The following is a 15,806-nucleotide window of genomic DNA, read 5'->3' as shown; positions in this document are numbered from 1 at the left end:
TCTACCAACGCCGCAGCCGCGACCCCGGCGCGGGATGAGACGGGACAGGTAGCGTCGGGGTCATGAGCACTCAACCGGTTGACCCGCACGACATCGCCCTGACCTCGTTCGCCGCCGGCGGCGGCTGCGCCTGCAAGATCCCGCCCGGACAGCTCGAGGACGCCGTCAAGGACCTCGTGGGCATGCAGGACCCGAACGTCATCGTCGGACTCGACGACGGCGACGACGCCTCCGCGGTGCGCATCAACGACAACCAGGCCGTCATCTCCACCACGGACTTCTTCACCCCGGTGGTCAACGACCCCTACGACTGGGGGCGTATCGCCGCGACCAACGCGCTCTCCGACATCTACGCCATGGGCGGCACCCCGGTGACCACCATCAACATCGTCGGCTGGCCGCAGGAGACCCTGCCGCTGAATATCCTGACCGAGGTGCTGCGCGGCGGCATGGACGTCGCGAGCGCGGCCGGCATCGCCGTGACCGGCGGGCACTCCATCAAAGCGCCCGAGCCGTTCTACGGGCAGGCCGCCACGGGCCTGGCCGACCCGGAGAAGATCATGCGCAACGACGCCGCCGAGGCCGGGCTGCCGATCACGTTGACCAAGCCGATCGGCATCGGCATCCTCAACAACCGCCACAAGAAGACCGGCGAGGTCTTCGAGCAGGCCATCGACGTGATGACCACGCTCAACCGCGACGCCTCCCGGGCCGCCCTCGACGCCGGCATCCGCGCGGCGACCGACGTGACCGGCTTCGGGCTTTTGGGCCACCTGTACAAGATGATGCGTGCCTCGGGGGTCTCCGCCGTCATCGACCACACGAAGGTGCCGGTCATCGAGGGCGTGCGCGAGTCGCTGGCCGAGGGCTTCATCCCCGGCGGCTCGCGCTCCAACCTCGACTGGGTGCGCCCGCACCTCGAGGTCCCGGAGTCGCTCGGCGAGGAGGAGCTGATCCTGCTGGCCGACGCGCAGACCTCCGGTGGTCTGCTCGTGATCGGCGAGGTGCCCGGCTACCCGGTCATCGGCGAGACCGTCGCCGGGGAGGGCACCGTCACCATCCGGTGACGGGTGCCTAGGACGCCGTGGTGATCGAGTCGGCCACGTCGCCGGCGGCGCGGCGCTCGGCCAGGCGCCGCTTCTGCGGCACCACGGTGTAGCGGGGATTCTTCACCGACTCGATGCCCGCGCCGAAGATGCCGAAGCGGGTCAGAACGGAGGCGGCCACCAGGCTCGCCCCGGCCAGCGCGGCACCGGTGCGGCTGCGCCCGGCGACCACGGTGGCGCACGCGCCGGTGATCGCGGCGATCTCGGACCAGCGCAGCAGCGCGCCGGGGTCGCCCTCGTGCATCGGCTCGGCGGCGACCGGGTCCATGGACTTCTCCAGCGCCTTCATCGCCGCCAGCTCGCAGGCCGCGCCCGCCACCGCCAGGCCGCGGGCGGGGCCGGTCTCCTTCACCGGGGTGGTCACCATCGCCAGGCCCGAGGCCGCGAGCGTGGCCGAGCTGACGAAGACGTAGGGCAGGCGGTGGCGCATCGCGTTCCACGCCGGGTTCGAGGTGTCCGCCAGCAGCACCGAGGTGTAGACGGCCAGCGGGCCTCCGAGCACGCCGGCGCCGATCGTGGCGGGGCCGGCCACGGCGTGGACGGCCTTGCGCACGAAGCGCGGCAGCGGCAGCCTCTCGCCGGTCATCTCGTCGAGTTCCTTGAGGCAGGCGATGCCGGACATGCCGCCGAAGCCGCCGAGGATCCAGGAGCCGACCGACATCGGCGAGGAGAGCTTGAACACGCGGAACATGTTGAGCAGGCGCTCCGGGCGGCCGAGGTCGGCGACCAGCATCAGCGAGCCGGCCGCACCGGCGGCGATGGCCGCCAGGCGCGTGGAACGCAGCATCTTCCGCCGGCCGGTGGCCATCGCGCCGCAGGCCAGCAGCGCAGACCCGCCGGCCACACCGCCGAGCGCCAGGTAGGTCGGGATCGGCCACTCCCACGGCGGGGCCTTGACCACGGGGCTACCGTAGTAGGACTCAAACTCGAAGGTCGGCAGGATGCTGTCACGTCCGCCGCCCATGCGTTTGGGGTTCTTGCGCTTGCGCTTGCGGCGGGGCTCCTCCGGGGGGCGGTAGGAGTCGAAGTCGTTGGCGCTCACTTGCGTCCTCCCATCACGAATGCCAGGGCCATCGCGCCGACCATGCCGGCCGCCGCCTTCAGCGCGGTCGCCGCCATCTGCGGCAGGTCCGCGGTGGGCACGCGCGGGTCTGGCGGCAGGCCGTAGACCTCGGGCTCGTCGAGCAGCAGGAAGATCGAGCCGGTGCCGCCGACGCCGTCCTCGGGGTTGGCACCGTAGAGGCGCGCCTCGGTCAGACCCTGGGCGTGCAGCTCGGCCACGCGCGCCTTGGCGCGGCGAAGCATCTCGTCGTGGTCGCCGAACTGGATCGAGGTCGTCGGGCAGGCCTTCGCGCAGGCCGGCGTCTCGCCCTCCTTGAGGCGGTCATAGCACAGCGTGCACTTCTGGGCGACGCCGACGTTCTTGGCGGCGGCCTGCTGGCCGGGGGTGAAGTCGGCCCCGCCGCGCTCGGCGCGCACGTTGACGCCGCCGTCGGTGCGCCGTTCGATCACACCGAAGGGGCAGCCGGCGACACAGGTGCCGCAGCCGTTGCAGACGTCGTCCTGGACGACGACGGTGCCGAACTCGGTGCGGAAGAGCGCGCCGGTCGGGCAGACGTCGAGGCAGCCGGCGTTGGTGCAGTGCTTGCACACGTCCGAGGACATCAGCCAGCGGAAGTCCGGGGTGTCCGGCGGGGTGGTGTCCACCCCGCCGTCGGGGCCGAGGTTCCCGGCCGCGGCGGCCGCCAGCGGGGAGCCGCTGCGCGGGCCGGGGTTGTGCCGGGTGCCGGACATGTCCGCGCCCGGGGTCGCGGCGCCGAGCTGCCCGGCCGCGAGCGCGCCGACGGCGTCGGTGGGCGCTCCCCCGGCGGCGTTCTGCGTCGGAGCGGCGCCGTCGGCGGCCCCGGCGGCGGCGCGTGCGTTGGCCGCCGCCTCGCTTGCCGACGTCGCGGCACCCGCGGCGTTTCCGGTGGTCGCCGTTTGCGGCATGCCGGGCATGCCGAGGTCGATGAGCGCGCGTCCGGAGGCGCGCGCAGCGTCGATGCGCGGCGTGGTCTGCTCGATGAAGGCGACGTGGCGCCAGGTGTCCGCGCCGAGTGCCCCGGTGTTGTCGTAGGACTTGCCGGTCAGCCGGTACTCCTCGACGGGGTTGCGGTTCCACTCCTTGCAGGCGACCTCGCAGGCCTTGCAGCCGATGCAGATCGAGGTGTCCGTGAAGAAGCCCTTGCGGGCGCCCTTCTCGTAGCCGACGTGGCGGGGCCACTCGGTCAGGCGGTTGACGAACACGTCACTCCCCTTCCTTGTGCTGCTCGTCGGGCTCGGCCTCGCCCGGTCGGTCGTCTCCCTGGGTCATGCCGCGCTCCCCGGCGTTGGGGCGCGAGGCCACACCGTCGGTCTCGCCGCCGGCGTCGGCCAGGGCGTCCTCGGCGACGGCCTCGGCCTCCGCCTCACGCGAGACCAGCTTGTTGCCGGTCGCCGGGGTCAGGCCGGCGCGCTCCTGGTACTGCAGCACCAGCATGCGCGCGGCGCGGCCCCGCGGCCGGCGGCCCGAGCGGATGTCGCAGGCGCCGACCTTGGAGGCCTGGATCGACACGTTCGGGTCCAGGGTGATGCCCAGCAGGTCGTTGGGCGCGTCGCCGGAGACCGGGGCGTCGTCCGAGCGGCCGAAGTGGAACGGCAGGCCGACCTGGTGGTATTCGTGGCCGCCGACCTTGAGCGGCTGGATGCGATCGGAGACCAGCACGCGGGCCTCGATGACCGCACGCGGCGAGACGATCGTCGCCCAGCCGCCGTTGACCAGGCCGCGCTCCTCCGCCAGCTCCGGGGAGACCTCACAGAAGAGCTCGGGCTGCAGCTCCGCGAGGAACGGCAGGCGGCGGCTCATCGCGCCGGACGTGTAGTGCTCCGTCAGCCGGTACGTCGAGAAGACGAACGGGTAGACGTCGCTGCCCGGCTGCCCCGGCTCCGGGGCGGACAGGTTGCGCTCGCCCGGGAAGACCAGGCGGGTCGGCGACTGCTGCTGCTCGTAGAGGTAGTTCGGCACCGGCGACTCGTGCGGCTCGTAGTGCGTCGGCAGCGGGCCGTCGACCATGCCGGTCGGGGCGAAGAGCCAGCCCTTGCCGTCGGCCTGCATGATGAACGCGTCCGTGCCGGACAGGGCCTTCGGGCCCACGGCGTCCGACTCGGGCCGGTACTCCGGGTCCAGGGTGGCCGGGAAGTCCGGCACGTCCGGACCGACCCAGCGCTTCTTCTCGGCGTCCCACCAGATGTAGCGCTTGCGCTCCGACCATGGCCTGCCGTGCGGGTCTGCCGAGGCGCGGTTGTAGAGCAGGCGCCGGTTGGCCGGCCAGACCCAGCCCCACTCGGAGGCGACCTCGTCCTGCTCGGAGCCGGGCTTCTTGTTCTGCGAGCGGTTAACCCCGCCGGCGTAGACGCCGGTGTAGATCCAGCAGCCGCCCGAGGTGGAGCCGTCGGCGCGCATCTCGGTGAACGCGGGCAGCAGCTCGCCGGCCTTCTCGCCGGTGAGGTAGTAGCCGTTGATCTCCTTGAGCACGTCCTCGGCGGAGATGTCGCCCTTCTCATCCTCCGGGTAGTCCCAGGTCATGTTCAGCAGGGCCCAGTCGCGCGGGTCGGTCGAGTCGGCCAGACGCTCGCGGATCTTCTTGCCCAGCTGGTAGAAGAAGTCCAGCTCGCTCTGGGCGTCTCCCGGCGCCTCGATGGCCTGGAAGCGCCACTGCAGCATGCGCTGGGTCTGGGTGAAGGTACCCGACTTCTCCACGTGGTTGGCCGCCGGCAGGTAGAAGACCTCGGTGGCGATGTCCTCGGTGCGCAGCTGGCCGGACTTGATCTCCGGGGAGTCCTTCCAGAAGTTGGCGGTCTCGATGGTCTGGAAGTCGCGGACCACCAGCCACTTCAGGTGCGCCAGGCCCATGCGCTGCAGGTGGCCGTGCGACTGGGCGACGGCCGGGTTCTGGCCGAAGACGATGTAGCCGTCGACCTCGTCGCGCAGCATGCGCTGCAGCGTGTGGTAGGTCGAGGCCGGCCCGTTGAGCTTGGGCAGGTGGTCGTAGCCGAAGTCGTTCTCCGGGGTCGCGGCGTCGCCGAAGTAGGACTTGAACAGGCTCACGGCGTAGGAGTCGCCGATCTGCCAGAAGCCCTTCTGGTCCGGCGCGTTGACCGCGGCCAGGTAGTCCTTCAGCGTCGGCTCGTCCACGCTCGGCATGGGCAGGTAGCCCGGCAGCAGGTGGAACAGCGTCGGGATGTCCGTCGAGCCCTGGATCGAGGCGTGGCCGCGCAGGGCCATGATGCCCGAGCCAGGTCGGCCGACGTTGCCCAGCAGCAGCTGCAGGATCGCGCAGGTGCGGATGAACTGCGCGCCCAGGGTGTGCTGCGTCCAGCCCAGCGCGTAGGCGAAGCAGGTCGTGCGCTCCGGGTTGGAGTTGTCCGTGATCGAGCGTGCCAGGTACTCGAAGTCGGCCGGCGAGATGCCACAGACCTTCTCCACCATCTCCGGGGTGTAGCGGGAGTAGTGGCGCTTGAGGATCTGGAAGACCGTGTGCGGGTCCTCCAGTGTCAGGTCACGCTTGACGTTCCACGACGAGGCCTCCTCGCCGAGGTCCTCACGCTGGGCGTAGGACCACGAGGAGTTGTCGTAGGTGCCCTTCTCCGGGTCGTAGCCGGAGAAGAGGCCGTCGAGATCCTCCGTGTCGCGGTAGTCCTCGTTGATCAGCATCGAGGCGTTCGTGTACGCCAGGACGTAGTCCCGGAAGTACAGGTCGTTGTCGATGACGTACTTGATCAGCGCACCGAGCAGCACGACGTCGGTGCCGCCGCGGATGGCGATGTGCTTGTCCGCCACCGCGGAGGTACGCGTGAACCGCGGGTCGACGTGGATGATGCGCGCGCCGCGCTTCTTGGCCTCAATGACCCACTGGAAGCCGACCGGGTGCGCCTCGGCCATGTTCGAGCCCTGGAGCACGATGCAGTCCGCATTGGCCATGTCCTGCAGCGGCTGAGTTGCGCCGCCGCGTCCGAAGGAGGATCCCAGACTGGGAACCGTGGCGGAGTGTCATATGCGGGCCTGGTTCTCGAGCTGGATGGCGCCGGCGGCGGTGAACAACTTCTTGATGAGGTAGTTCTCCTCGTTGTCCAGCGTCGCGCCGCCCAGCCCGGCCAGGCCCAGGGTGCGGTTGACCTTCCGGCCCTTCTCGTCGAGGTCCTGCCAGCCGTTGCGGCGGGCCTCGAGGAAGCGATCGGCGATCATGTCCAGTGCCTTCTCGCGGTCGATCTTGACCCACTCGGTGGAGTGCGGGGCACGGTAGAGGACGTCGGTGACACGCGTCGAGGAGTTGACCAGCTGCTCGGAGGCGGAGCCCTTGGGGCACAAACGCCCGCGCGAGATCGGCGAGTCCGGGTCACCCTCGATCTGGATGACCTTCTCGTCCTTGACGTAGACACGCTGACTGCAGCCGACGGCGCAGTACGGGCACACGCTCTTGACCATGCGGTCAGCCTCGGCGATGCGGGGGGTCAGCGTCGCGGACTTCTTCGACTGCGTGGAGCGGTCGCGTCCGAACATGTCCCCCGCCCGCAACTGGCGCAGTACCGGCCAGTTCAGCAGAGTCTTTTTCACCATGGCCCCCAGGATAATGCCACGGGAGGCATACCGCCATTTCCGCAGGATGGGAAAGCCCAGGTTAGGACACCCTTTGTTGGCTCAGCGGCTCACACCGGCACCCGCCTGCTGACGGTGACGCACCTTTTCCCCGGAAGCGTCCGGGTCCACTGCGGCGGCGGGGCCAGCCGGGTCAGCAGCACGTAGAGCCGCTTGCGCCAGCGGGCCATGCCCGGCGAGTCGGTGACGGTGACCTCGGCGCGCGAGAGCACCCACAGCGCGGACCCGTCGCGGCTCTCGCTCGCGGCGGTCCCGGTGACGGCGGTGACCCTCCCGGCGCAGCCGGCGGCGTCGAGCACGCCGACCACGTCGGCGTCGTCGGCGAAGCCGAGGTCGACCGTCCAGTGCTCCAGGCCCGGGGTGGCCGTGCGCTGCACGGTCAGCCGCTCCCCCGGCGGCACGTGCGGCACCGGACGGGTGCGCACGGAGAGCACAATGACGCGCTGGTGGAGCGAGCGGCTCATCGCGGTGGTGGCCAGCAGTGAGAACGGGGCAGTCTCGACCAGCGAGTGCGGGTAGACCACGGTGCCGGGGATCCGTGCGGGCTGGCGCAGGGCGAGCCTCTCCTCGAGCTGGTCGAGGGTGCCCTCCCGAGCCAGCCGCGCGGCGCGGACGCGGGCCTCGCCGCGGCGGAAGGTGTCCATGACGATCACGAGCACCGCCGCGATGAGCAGCGGCAGCCAGCCGCCGGTGGCGATCTTGGCGGCGTTGGCCGCGGCCAGCGGCAGCTCGACGGCGGCCAGGCAGATGGCAAGCAGCGCGCTCGCCCAGGCGGGCCAGCGCCAGCCGAAGCGGGTCAGCAGGCACAGCAACGTCGAGGTGACCAGGAAGTCGGTGCACACCGCGAGCCCGTAGGCCGAGGAGAGGCGCCCGGAGTCGCGGAAGATGAGGATCACGGCGACGACGGCGCAGTAGAGCAGCAGAGTCACCGCCGGGATGTAGACCTGACCGGAGGCGCGCTCCGAGGTGTGCACCACGCGCATGCGCGGCAGGTGCCCGAGCCGGATGGCCTGGCGTACCACGGAGAAGGCCCCGGAGATGACCGCCTGGGAGGCGATGACCGTCGCCGCGGTGGCCAGCAGCACCAGGAGGAAACCGAAGTGCTGCGGGACCAGGGTGAAGAAGGGGTCGGCCACGCGTGCCGGGTCGCGCAGCAGGCCGGCGCCCTGACCGAGGTAGTTGAGGACCAGGGCCGGCAGCACCACGGCGAACCAGGTCTCCTGGATCGGGCGGCGGCCGAAGTGCGCAATGTCCGCGTAGAGGGCCTCGGCGCCGGTGGTCGCCAGCACGAGTGCGCCGGCGGCGAAGAAACCGGCCAGCGGGCGGCCGAGGATGAACTCCACGGCGGGCAGCGGCGAGAGCGCGGCGAGGATCGCCGGGCGGGCCAGGATCTGGGGCACGCCGACGGCGGCGAGGGTGAAAAACCAGACGAGCATGACCGGGCCGAAGACGCGGCCGACCTTCTCGGTGCCGCGGCGCTGGGCGGCGAAGAGCGCGGTGAGCACCCCGAGGGCCAGCGGGAGGATCAGCGAGTTCGGCAGCCAGGGCACGGCCACGCGCACGCCCTCGACGGCGGAGAGCACCGAGATGGCCGGGGTGATCACGGCGTCGCCGAAGAAGAGCGCGGCGCCGAAGACGCCGACGCCGCCGAGGGCCGCCAGCAGGCGCCGCCTGCCGGCGGTGTCGGTGCCGGCGGCGGCGACGCGGGAGCGCACCAGGGTGGCCAGGGCGATCACGCCGCCCTCGCCGTCGTTGTCGGCGCGCAGGACGAGCAGGACGTACTTGACCGCGACGATGAGGAAGACGGTCCAGATCAGGGCGGAGACCGCCCCGACGACGGTGGCGTCGGTCAGCGGGACCGCGCCGTGGTGGACGGTGAATACCGCCCGGAGGACATAGAGCGGGGAGGTGCCGATGTCACCGAACACCACCCCCAGCGCGGCGGTGCCGGCGGCGAGCCGGGCACCGTGGCGTGGGACCGCGTGGGCCCCGGACCGGGTTGTCATGGCCCGGTAGATTACGCCATCCGCACTCCTACGCCACGCCGAAGACATATGGTCTGCATCACATATACGGTATCTATCCTGACCTGGCCTTTCCCGCCGCCGCTCCCCCACGGCGGGCGGGTTCCGCGGCCCAGCCGGTCGCCCTGGAGCAGAACTTAGAGCGGGATCGAGCGGAAGGCGATCGCGTGCTCGACCCCGGCGCGCTCGCCGCCGGAGGCGGCCATCCCGGTCACGAGGTCCTCGGGGGTGGCGTGGTCGGGCAGCGCCTCGAGGTAGACGCGGTGGCAGGCCAGGGAGGCCACGCCGGCCTCGACGTCCTGCTTCTCGACGGCCACGGCGGCGTCGGCGTGCGGGTCGCCGCAGACCAGAAAGGCGGAGGCCTGCCACTTCTCCAGGCCGTCGCGCTCGGCGAGCTCGCGGAAGACCCAGGTGTTGGCCGCGTCCCGGCAGGCGTCGAGGGCGGCAAGGCCCGCGACCCGGTGGTCGGCCATGTTGACACCCCAGGGCACCTCCCGGTCGAAGGGGATGGTGGCCACCGCGTCGGGGCGGAAGCGGCGGATCTCTCGGGCGATGTCGCGGCGCAGGTCGAGGCTCTCGGTGAGCATGCCATCGGGGTGGCGCAGCACGGTCAGCCCGGCGGCGCCGACGGCGTCGCAGGCGGCCTGCTGCTCTGCGGCGCGCGGCGGGCCGGTCTCCTCCGGCGCGCGGCCCTCGATGCCGGCCTCGCCGTGGGTGAGCAGCAGGTAGCGGACCTCCACCCCGGCGCGGGCGAGGCGGTTGACGGCACACGACATGCCGTATTCGGGGTCGTCGGGGTGGGCGACGACGACGAGCACGCGCCGCCAGTCGGACCAGTCGAGCAGTTCGAGTTCGGGGACGTCAGCGAATCATTCGTGGTCATGTCCACATGCTATCCGCACGCGGCGTCCAGCCGCTCGCGGACGGCGTCGCTGAAGGCGACCAGGCGCGCCTCGATGACGTCACTGTGCGCGCCCGCGGCGCGCAGGGTCTCGACGGCGATGCGCGCGGCGTCGTCAATCGGCCAGCCGTAGGCACCGGCGGAGATGAGCGGGAAGGCCACGGTGCGCGCGCCGAGCTCGTCGGCGAGGCGGACGCAACTGCGGTAGCAGGACGCGAGGGTGGCCGAGCGGTCCTCGGTGCGCGAGTGGACCGGGCCGACGGTGTGGATGACCCAGCGCGCGGGCATTTTCCCGGCGGTGGTGGCCACCGCCTGGCCGGCGGGCAGACCCTGCGGCAGCTCGGTGGCGCGCAACGTACGGCATGCGGCGAGGATCTCGGGCCCGCCGGCGCGGTGGATGGCGCCGTCGACCCCGCCGCCGCCGAGCAGCGAGGAGTTCGCGGCGTTGACCACGGCGTCGACGTCCTGGTCGGTGATGTCTCCGATGACCACGCGCAGTTCCATGGCCCCCGATCCTACGGGCGCTGCCGTCGCGCGGCGGGCGTCATCCGGCGGCGAGCAGGGCGGCGAAGCCACCGAAGAGCGCCAGGTGCGCGATGCCGTGCCAGGCACGCAGCCTGCCGGAGGCGACGGCGGTGCCGCTCACGGCGGCGGTGGCGGCCAGCAGCGCCAGGTTCGCCGGCGACTCCGCGAGCACGGGCGCCTCACCGGTCACCGCGCCGAGAACGAGCACGCAGGGCACCGTGAGCCCCACGGTGGAGACGAGCGCGCCGTGGGCGAGATTTCCCACCCGCTGGACCTGCCCCGCGGCGGCGGCGCGCAGCGCGGTGATCGACTCGGGCAGGAAGACGATCGCGGCGACGAGCAGGCCGGCCAGCGCCGGCGGGGCGGCCGCGGCGGCGAGCACCGTGCCGGTCAGCCCGGCCATGTCGTGGGCGAGCAGGCTGACCGGGGCGACGGTGGCCACGAGCAGTGCGGCGCGCAGCGGGATCTCCGGGTCGCGGGGACGTCGCCGCTCCCGGCGCGCCGGTTCCTTCCTGTCTTTCGTCCCCGGCTCCCGCGTCCCCGGCGCCTGCTCGTCGGCGCGGCGCAGGCCGGGCTCGGCGAAGAGGTGGGCGAGCCGGCCGGTCTGGGCGAGGAGGAAGACCGCGTAGGCCCCGGCGACCGCCACGGCCAGCACCACGCCGGGCGCGAGCGGGTAGGCGCCGCCGGGAAAGGCGTGCGGGACGGCGAAGGTCAGCGCCCCCAGCGGCACGATCATGGCCAGGTAGAGGCCCATCCCCCGGCGGTTGGGCACCGCCGGGCCGCGCCGGACGGCGACGAGCACGCAGGCGCCGACGACGAGGTTGAGGATGATCATCGTCACCGCCGTCACCGAGTCGCGCGCGGCGGTCGCCCCCTGTGCGCCGCCCAGGGTCATCGCGGCGATGAGGAGCACCTCGATGCAGACCACCGAGAGGGTCAGCACCAGGGTGCCGAAGGGCTCGCCGAGGCGCACCGCCAGCGCCTCGGCCTGGCCGACGACCCCGAAGGCGCAGTAGGCGATGACGGCGACCACGCCGGCGAGCGCCACGGGCGCGGGCGCGGCGTCGACGATCCCGGTGAGCGCGGTGAGCGCCACCGCCGCCCACCCGACGGCGAGCCGGATGAGCGTCGGGGGCGACAGGACCCGGCGCAGGAGACCGCCTGCGCCGGCGCGCGGGCCGGCGCCCGCGCCCGCCCCGGCTTCCGTGTCGGGGGACTGTTCCACTGCTGAACCTCCCGGTCGTTCGGGGCCGTCCCCTCGGTGCGGCGGCGCGGCGCCCACGAAGGCGGCGCGCGGTGGCCGGGTCGTCCCGGGCGCCGTGATGTGCGGACCCGAGGCTACCGGGTGCACATCCCCGCACGAGCCGCCGCGGCGACACCTCCGCCGAACCCGGGTGCCCCCGCGAAACGCCCGGGTCGGCCCCGGCATGCCCGACCGCAGACCGGGAATCCTGCGACACAGCACACACCCACCCCCGAAACTCGGCAGATAAGTACCCCCGAATTGTAGGGGAATACAGCAGGCTCACAGCCCGGCGTTACGGTTTAGATGACCTTACGATCCCCTATCTCCGCCCTGCGCGGCGCATCAGGAGTGCTTCGATGGCAAAAACCCGACCACACTACTCACCGGTCAACCCGCCGGTCTTCTGGACGACTGCGGTGATCATCCTCGCCTTCGTCCTGTGGGCGTGGCTGTGGCCCGACGCCGCGGAGACCTTCATCTTCGGGTCGATGGACTGGATCGCGACCAACCTCGGCTGGTACTACATCCTCACCGCCGGCGTGATCGTCCTCTTCGTGCTCGTGGTGGCCTTCTCCCGGGTCGGCCAGACCAAGATCGGCCCCGACCACTCGACGCCGGTGTTCAACATGTTCACCTGGTCGGCGATGCTCTTCGCCGCCGGCATCGGCGTGGACCTGATGTTCTTCGGCGTCTCCGGCCCGGCGACGAACTACCTGACCCCGCCGGACGTGCCCGCGATGTCGGACGAGGCCGCGCGCATGGCCCCGATCTGGATGATCTTCCACTACGGCATCCCCGGCTGGGCGATGTACGCGCTGATGGGCATGGCCTTCGGGCTGTTCGCCTACCGCTACCACCTGCCGCTGTCGATCCGCTCGGCGCTCGCCCCGATCGTCGGCAAGCGCGTGCGCGGCCCCGTCGGCGACGGCGTGGAGATCGCCGCGACGCTGGGCACCATCTTCGGCATCGCGACCTCGCTGGGCATCGGCGTGGTCTTCCTCAACTACGGCCTGCACTACCTCTTCGGCTGGGAGACCGGCACCACCGTCCAGGTCGCCCTCGTCGTCCTGGCCGTGGGCATCACGATCATCTCGACCGTCTCCGGCGTGGACAAGGGCATCCGCCGGCTCTCCGAGCTCAACGTCTTCCTGGCCATCTTCCTGATGCTGTGGGTGCTCTTCTCCGGCAACACCGCGCACCTGCTCTCGGCCCTGGTGCAGAACACCGGTGACTTCGTCTCCCGCTTCCCGGGCATGATGCTGGACAACTTCGCCTTCACCGACGGCGACGCGTCCTACCCCTCGCAGGACTGGCTGAAGGACTGGACCCTGTTCTTCTGGGCCTGGTGGATCGCCTGGGCGCCCTTCGTCGGCCTGTTCCTGGCGCGCATCTCGCGCGGGCGCACCCTGCGCCAGTTCGTCATCGGCGTGCTGGTCATCCCGTTCCTGTTCATCCTGCTGTGGGTGTCCATCTTCGGCAACGCCGCGCTCGACATCTTCCGCACCGGCGAGACCGACTTCCTCAACGAGGCCGTCGAGGTCCCCGAGTCCGCCTACTTCACGCTGCTGGACCACTTCCCCGGCGCCCTGTTCACCATCGGGCTGTCGGTGTTCACCGGCCTGTTCTTCTACGTCACCTCGGCCGACTCCGGCTCGCTGATCCTGGCGACGATGACCTCGAAGTCCTCCGCCAAGCGCGACTCGGACGGCGCGCCGTGGCTGCGCATCGTCTGGGCCGTGATCACCGGCCTGCTGACCCTGGTGATGCTGTTCATCAACGGCGTCTACACCCTGCAGGCGGCCACGGTCCTGATGGGCCTGCCGTTCTCGGTGGTGATGTACCTGGTCATGTACAGCCTCTTCCGTGTGCTGCGCTCCGAGCGCAACTCCCTGGACTCCCGCCGCGCGGCCCTTCCGAGCCTGCTCAGCGGCCGCATCCGTGCCACCGGCCCGGGCGAGAAGACCTCCTGGCGCCGCCGCCTGGCCCGCCGCATGTCCTACCCGGGCCTCACGGAGACCCGCGAGTTCCTGGACAAGACCGCCGAGCCGGCCATCCGCGAGATCGCCGCCGAGATGAAGCGCCTGGGCGCGGACGTGACCTGCACCTGCGGCGAGCACCCGGACTACCCGCTGCCCTACGTCGACCTGGTGGTCAAGTTCGAGGACCAGGACGAGTTCAAGTACGAGGCCTACCCGGTCGCCTACCCGGTGCCGGACTTCGCGCACAACCTGCGCACGGCCTCGGACGTCTACTTCCAGGTCGAGGTCTTCACGGGCACCGGCTCGCAGGGCCACGACATCCTCGGCTACACCCACGAGCAGGTCATCTCGGACGTGCTCGACCTCTACGACGCCCACCTGACGTTCATGACCATGACCGGCGACCGCGGCACGCCGACCAAGGCGGTCTACTCCGCCCCGCCGAGCGAGTGGGACGACGCCGACAACCTGCCCGACGACACCGACCCCGAGGAGGTCGTCGCCGGCGACAACGAGGACGCCGGCAGGTAGGACGCCGCCGGGGCGCGGGCGCGTAGGACGCCGTCAGGGCGCAGCCGGGACGCTTGACGACGCCCCGGTGCCCGACGTCACAGCGTCCCTCGCCCGCGGCGCGCACGTCCCCTTTTCCGGGTGCTGACGTCGGGGCCCCGCGCCCCGGGGGTGGCGCGCGGGCCGCGGAAGGCGGACACTGGGGACGAGGCACGGGGCGCACGACGCCGCCCGCACGCCCACGCCGCGCGCGTCGGCAAGCACCCGACGCACGCGGCGACCGGATCTCAACGAACCAAGAGAAAGGGAATGATCTTCTTGACCGGATCGGACAACTCCCCCGCCACGCTCTACATCGACGGCGCCTGGCGCGCCGCCTCCGACGGCGGCACGCGCACCGTCACGTGCCCGGCCGACGGGTCCGAGGTGGGGGTCGTCTCCGAGGCGACCGCGACGGACGTCGAGGACGCCATCGCCGCCGCCCGCCGCGCCTTCGACGAGGGCGTGTGGTCCTCCAAGACCGCCGCCGAGCGCGGTGACCTCCTGCTCGCCGTCTCCGAGCAGCTCAAGGAGCGCAAGGACGAGTTCGCCCGCGCCGAGGCCCTCGACACCGGCAAGCGCCTGGTCGAGGCCGAGGGCGACATGGACGACATCGCCTCCTGCTTCGCCTTCTTCGGCAAGATCGCCGACCAGCACCCCGGCCGTCTGGTCGACGCCGGGGATGACACGGTCATCTCGCGCATCGTCTACGAGCCGGTCGGCGTGGTCGGCATGATCACCCCCTGGAACTTCCCGCTGCTGCAGGTCGCCTGGAAGGTCGCCCCCGCGATCGCCACCGGCTGCTCCTTCGTGCTCAAGCCCGCGGAGCTGACCCCGCACACCGCCATCCTGCTGATGGACGTCCTGGACAAGCTGGGGCTGCCGGCCGGCGTGGCCAACCTGGTCCTCGGCGACGGCGGCACCGTCGGCGCCCCGCTCTCGGAGCACGACGACATCGACATGGTCTCCTTCACCGGCGGCCTGGAGACCGGCAAGGCCATCGCGGCCGCCGCCGCCCCGACCGTCAAGAAGGTCGCCCTGGAGCTCGGCGGCAAGAACCCGAACGTCGTCTTCGCCGACGCCGACCTGGACGCCGCCCTGGACAACGCCCTGAACGCGGGCTTCATGGACTCCGGCCTGGTCTGCTCGGCGGGCACCCGTCTGGTCGTCCAGGACACCATCGCCGAGGGGTTCGTGGACAAGCTCGTCGAGCGCGCCGGCAAGATCGTCATGGGCGGGCCCTTCGATAAGAAGGCCGAGACCGGCCCGCTGATCTCCGAGGCGCACCGCGACAAGGTCACCGACTACGTCAAGCGCGGCGTCGAGGCCGGCGCGCGCCTGCGCGTGGGCGGCAACTGGGGCGGCCCCGAACACGAGAAGGGCTGCTTCTACGCGCCGACCGTGCTCGACCAGTGCACCCACGACAACCCGGCCGTCCAGGAGGAGGGCTTCGGCCCGGTGATCACCGTGGAGACCTTCCACGACGAGGCCGAGGCCATCAAGATCGCCAACGACACCCGCTACGGCCTGGCCAGCGGCGTGTGGACCTCCAACTCCGGCACGGCCAACCGCGTCTCGCGCGCGCTGCGTCACGGCACGGTGTGGATCAACGACTACCACCCGTACCTGCCGCAGGCCGAGTGGGGCGGCTTCGGCCGCTCCGGCAACGGCCGCGAGCTGGGCCCGACCGGCCTGGAGGAGTACCGCGAGGCCAAGCACATCTACGAGAACACCGAGCCGGCCGTCACCGGCTGGTTCCCGGAGAAGTAGCCCTCCCCTCCGCGTCGATTTTCCGACGCCGC

9 protein-coding genes and 1 pseudogene are annotated in these 15,806 nt (G+C 71.5%); 3 read left to right on the top strand and 7 right to left on the bottom strand.

Annotated features, from left to right (window positions below):
* The first annotated feature begins 62 nt into the window (after window positions 1–62).
* Entirely contained in the window at window positions 63–1,067 is a 1,005-nt protein-coding gene (gene selD, locus QP119_RS00585) for a selenide, water dikinase SelD (RefSeq protein WP_284772928.1), read from the top strand.
* A gap of 7 nt (window positions 1,068–1,074) precedes the next feature.
* Here the strand turns inward: selD and nrfD are convergent, their stop codons facing one another.
* From nrfD to QP119_RS00550, 7 genes and pseudogenes are all read right to left on the bottom strand, one after another.
* Window positions 1,075–2,148: an NrfD/PsrC family molybdoenzyme membrane anchor subunit gene (gene nrfD, locus QP119_RS00580; RefSeq protein WP_284772927.1), complete on the bottom strand. Its 1,074-nt coding sequence runs from the start codon at window positions 2,146–2,148 to the stop codon at window positions 1,075–1,077.
* Complete coding sequence (locus tag QP119_RS00575) at window positions 2,145–3,308, bottom strand: 4Fe-4S dicluster domain-containing protein (RefSeq protein ID WP_423777734.1); 1,164 nt, start codon at window positions 3,306–3,308, stop codon at window positions 2,145–2,147. Before QP119_RS00575 ends, nrfD begins: the two co-directional genes overlap by 4 nt.
* A 235-nt stretch (window positions 3,309–3,543) precedes the next feature.
* Window positions 3,544–6,741, bottom strand: a pseudogene (gene fdh / locus QP119_RS00570) (formate dehydrogenase); the annotation flags it as partial.
* Between the two features lie 89 nt (window positions 6,742–6,830).
* Window positions 6,831–8,786 (bottom strand): potassium transporter Kup, encoded by a 1,956-nt coding sequence (locus QP119_RS00565; protein ID WP_284772925.1) that lies wholly within the window; start codon window positions 8,784–8,786, stop codon window positions 6,831–6,833.
* Window positions 8,787–8,941: 155 nt separating this feature from the next.
* Window positions 8,942–9,622: a PIG-L deacetylase family protein gene (locus QP119_RS00560; RefSeq protein WP_284772924.1), complete on the bottom strand. Its 681-nt coding sequence runs from the start codon at window positions 9,620–9,622 to the stop codon at window positions 8,942–8,944.
* 74 nt (window positions 9,623–9,696) lie between these two features.
* Window positions 9,697–10,209 carry an O-acetyl-ADP-ribose deacetylase gene (locus tag QP119_RS00555; RefSeq protein WP_284772923.1) on the bottom strand — a complete coding sequence of 171 codons (513 nt, stop codon included), beginning with the start codon at window positions 10,207–10,209 and terminating at the stop codon, window positions 9,697–9,699.
* Between the two features lie 40 nt (window positions 10,210–10,249).
* The gene (locus QP119_RS00550) at window positions 10,250–11,455 is read right to left on the bottom strand and encodes a calcium:proton antiporter (protein ID WP_284772922.1); all 1,206 of its coding nucleotides are present in this window, start codon (window positions 11,453–11,455) and stop codon (window positions 10,250–10,252) included.
* A 377-nt stretch (window positions 11,456–11,832) separates the two neighbouring features.
* On the opposite strand from QP119_RS00550, the gene betT reads away from it, so the two are divergent.
* Complete coding sequence (gene betT / locus QP119_RS00545; protein WP_284772921.1) at window positions 11,833–13,986, top strand: choline BCCT transporter BetT; 2,154 nt, start codon at window positions 11,833–11,835, stop codon at window positions 13,984–13,986.
* Between the two features lie 288 nt (window positions 13,987–14,274).
* On the top strand, window positions 14,275–15,774 hold the full coding sequence (locus tag QP119_RS00540) for an aldehyde dehydrogenase family protein (RefSeq protein ID WP_284772920.1): 1,500 nt from the start codon (window positions 14,275–14,277) through the stop codon (window positions 15,772–15,774).
* The last annotated feature ends 32 nt before the right edge of the window (window positions 15,775–15,806 follow it).

The sequence above is a fragment of the Corynebacterium frankenforstense genome (genome assembly GCF_030211955.1).
Lineage (GTDB): Bacteria > Actinomycetota > Actinomycetes > Mycobacteriales > Mycobacteriaceae > Corynebacterium > Corynebacterium frankenforstense_A.
Note: the sequence above shows the minus strand (reverse complement) of the source record. Positions and strands in the feature narration are given on the sequence as shown.

What these genes read in the sequence shown, in the direction of transcription:
- QP119_RS00555 (WP_284772923.1), bottom strand. Translation starts at nt 10,209, where the DNA reads ATGGAACTGCGCGTGGTCATCGGAGACATCACCGACCAGGACGTCGAC.
- QP119_RS00540 (WP_284772920.1), top strand. Translation starts at nt 14,275, where the DNA reads ATGATCTTCTTGACCGGATCGGACAACTCCCCCGCCACGCTCTACATC.
- selD (WP_284772928.1), top strand. Translation starts at nt 63, where the DNA reads ATGAGCACTCAACCGGTTGACCCGCACGACATCGCCCTGACCTCGTTC.
- QP119_RS00565 (WP_284772925.1), bottom strand. Translation starts at nt 8,786, where the DNA reads ATGACAACCCGGTCCGGGGCCCACGCGGTCCCACGCCACGGTGCCCGG.
- betT (WP_284772921.1), top strand. Translation starts at nt 11,833, where the DNA reads ATGGCAAAAACCCGACCACACTACTCACCGGTCAACCCGCCGGTCTTC.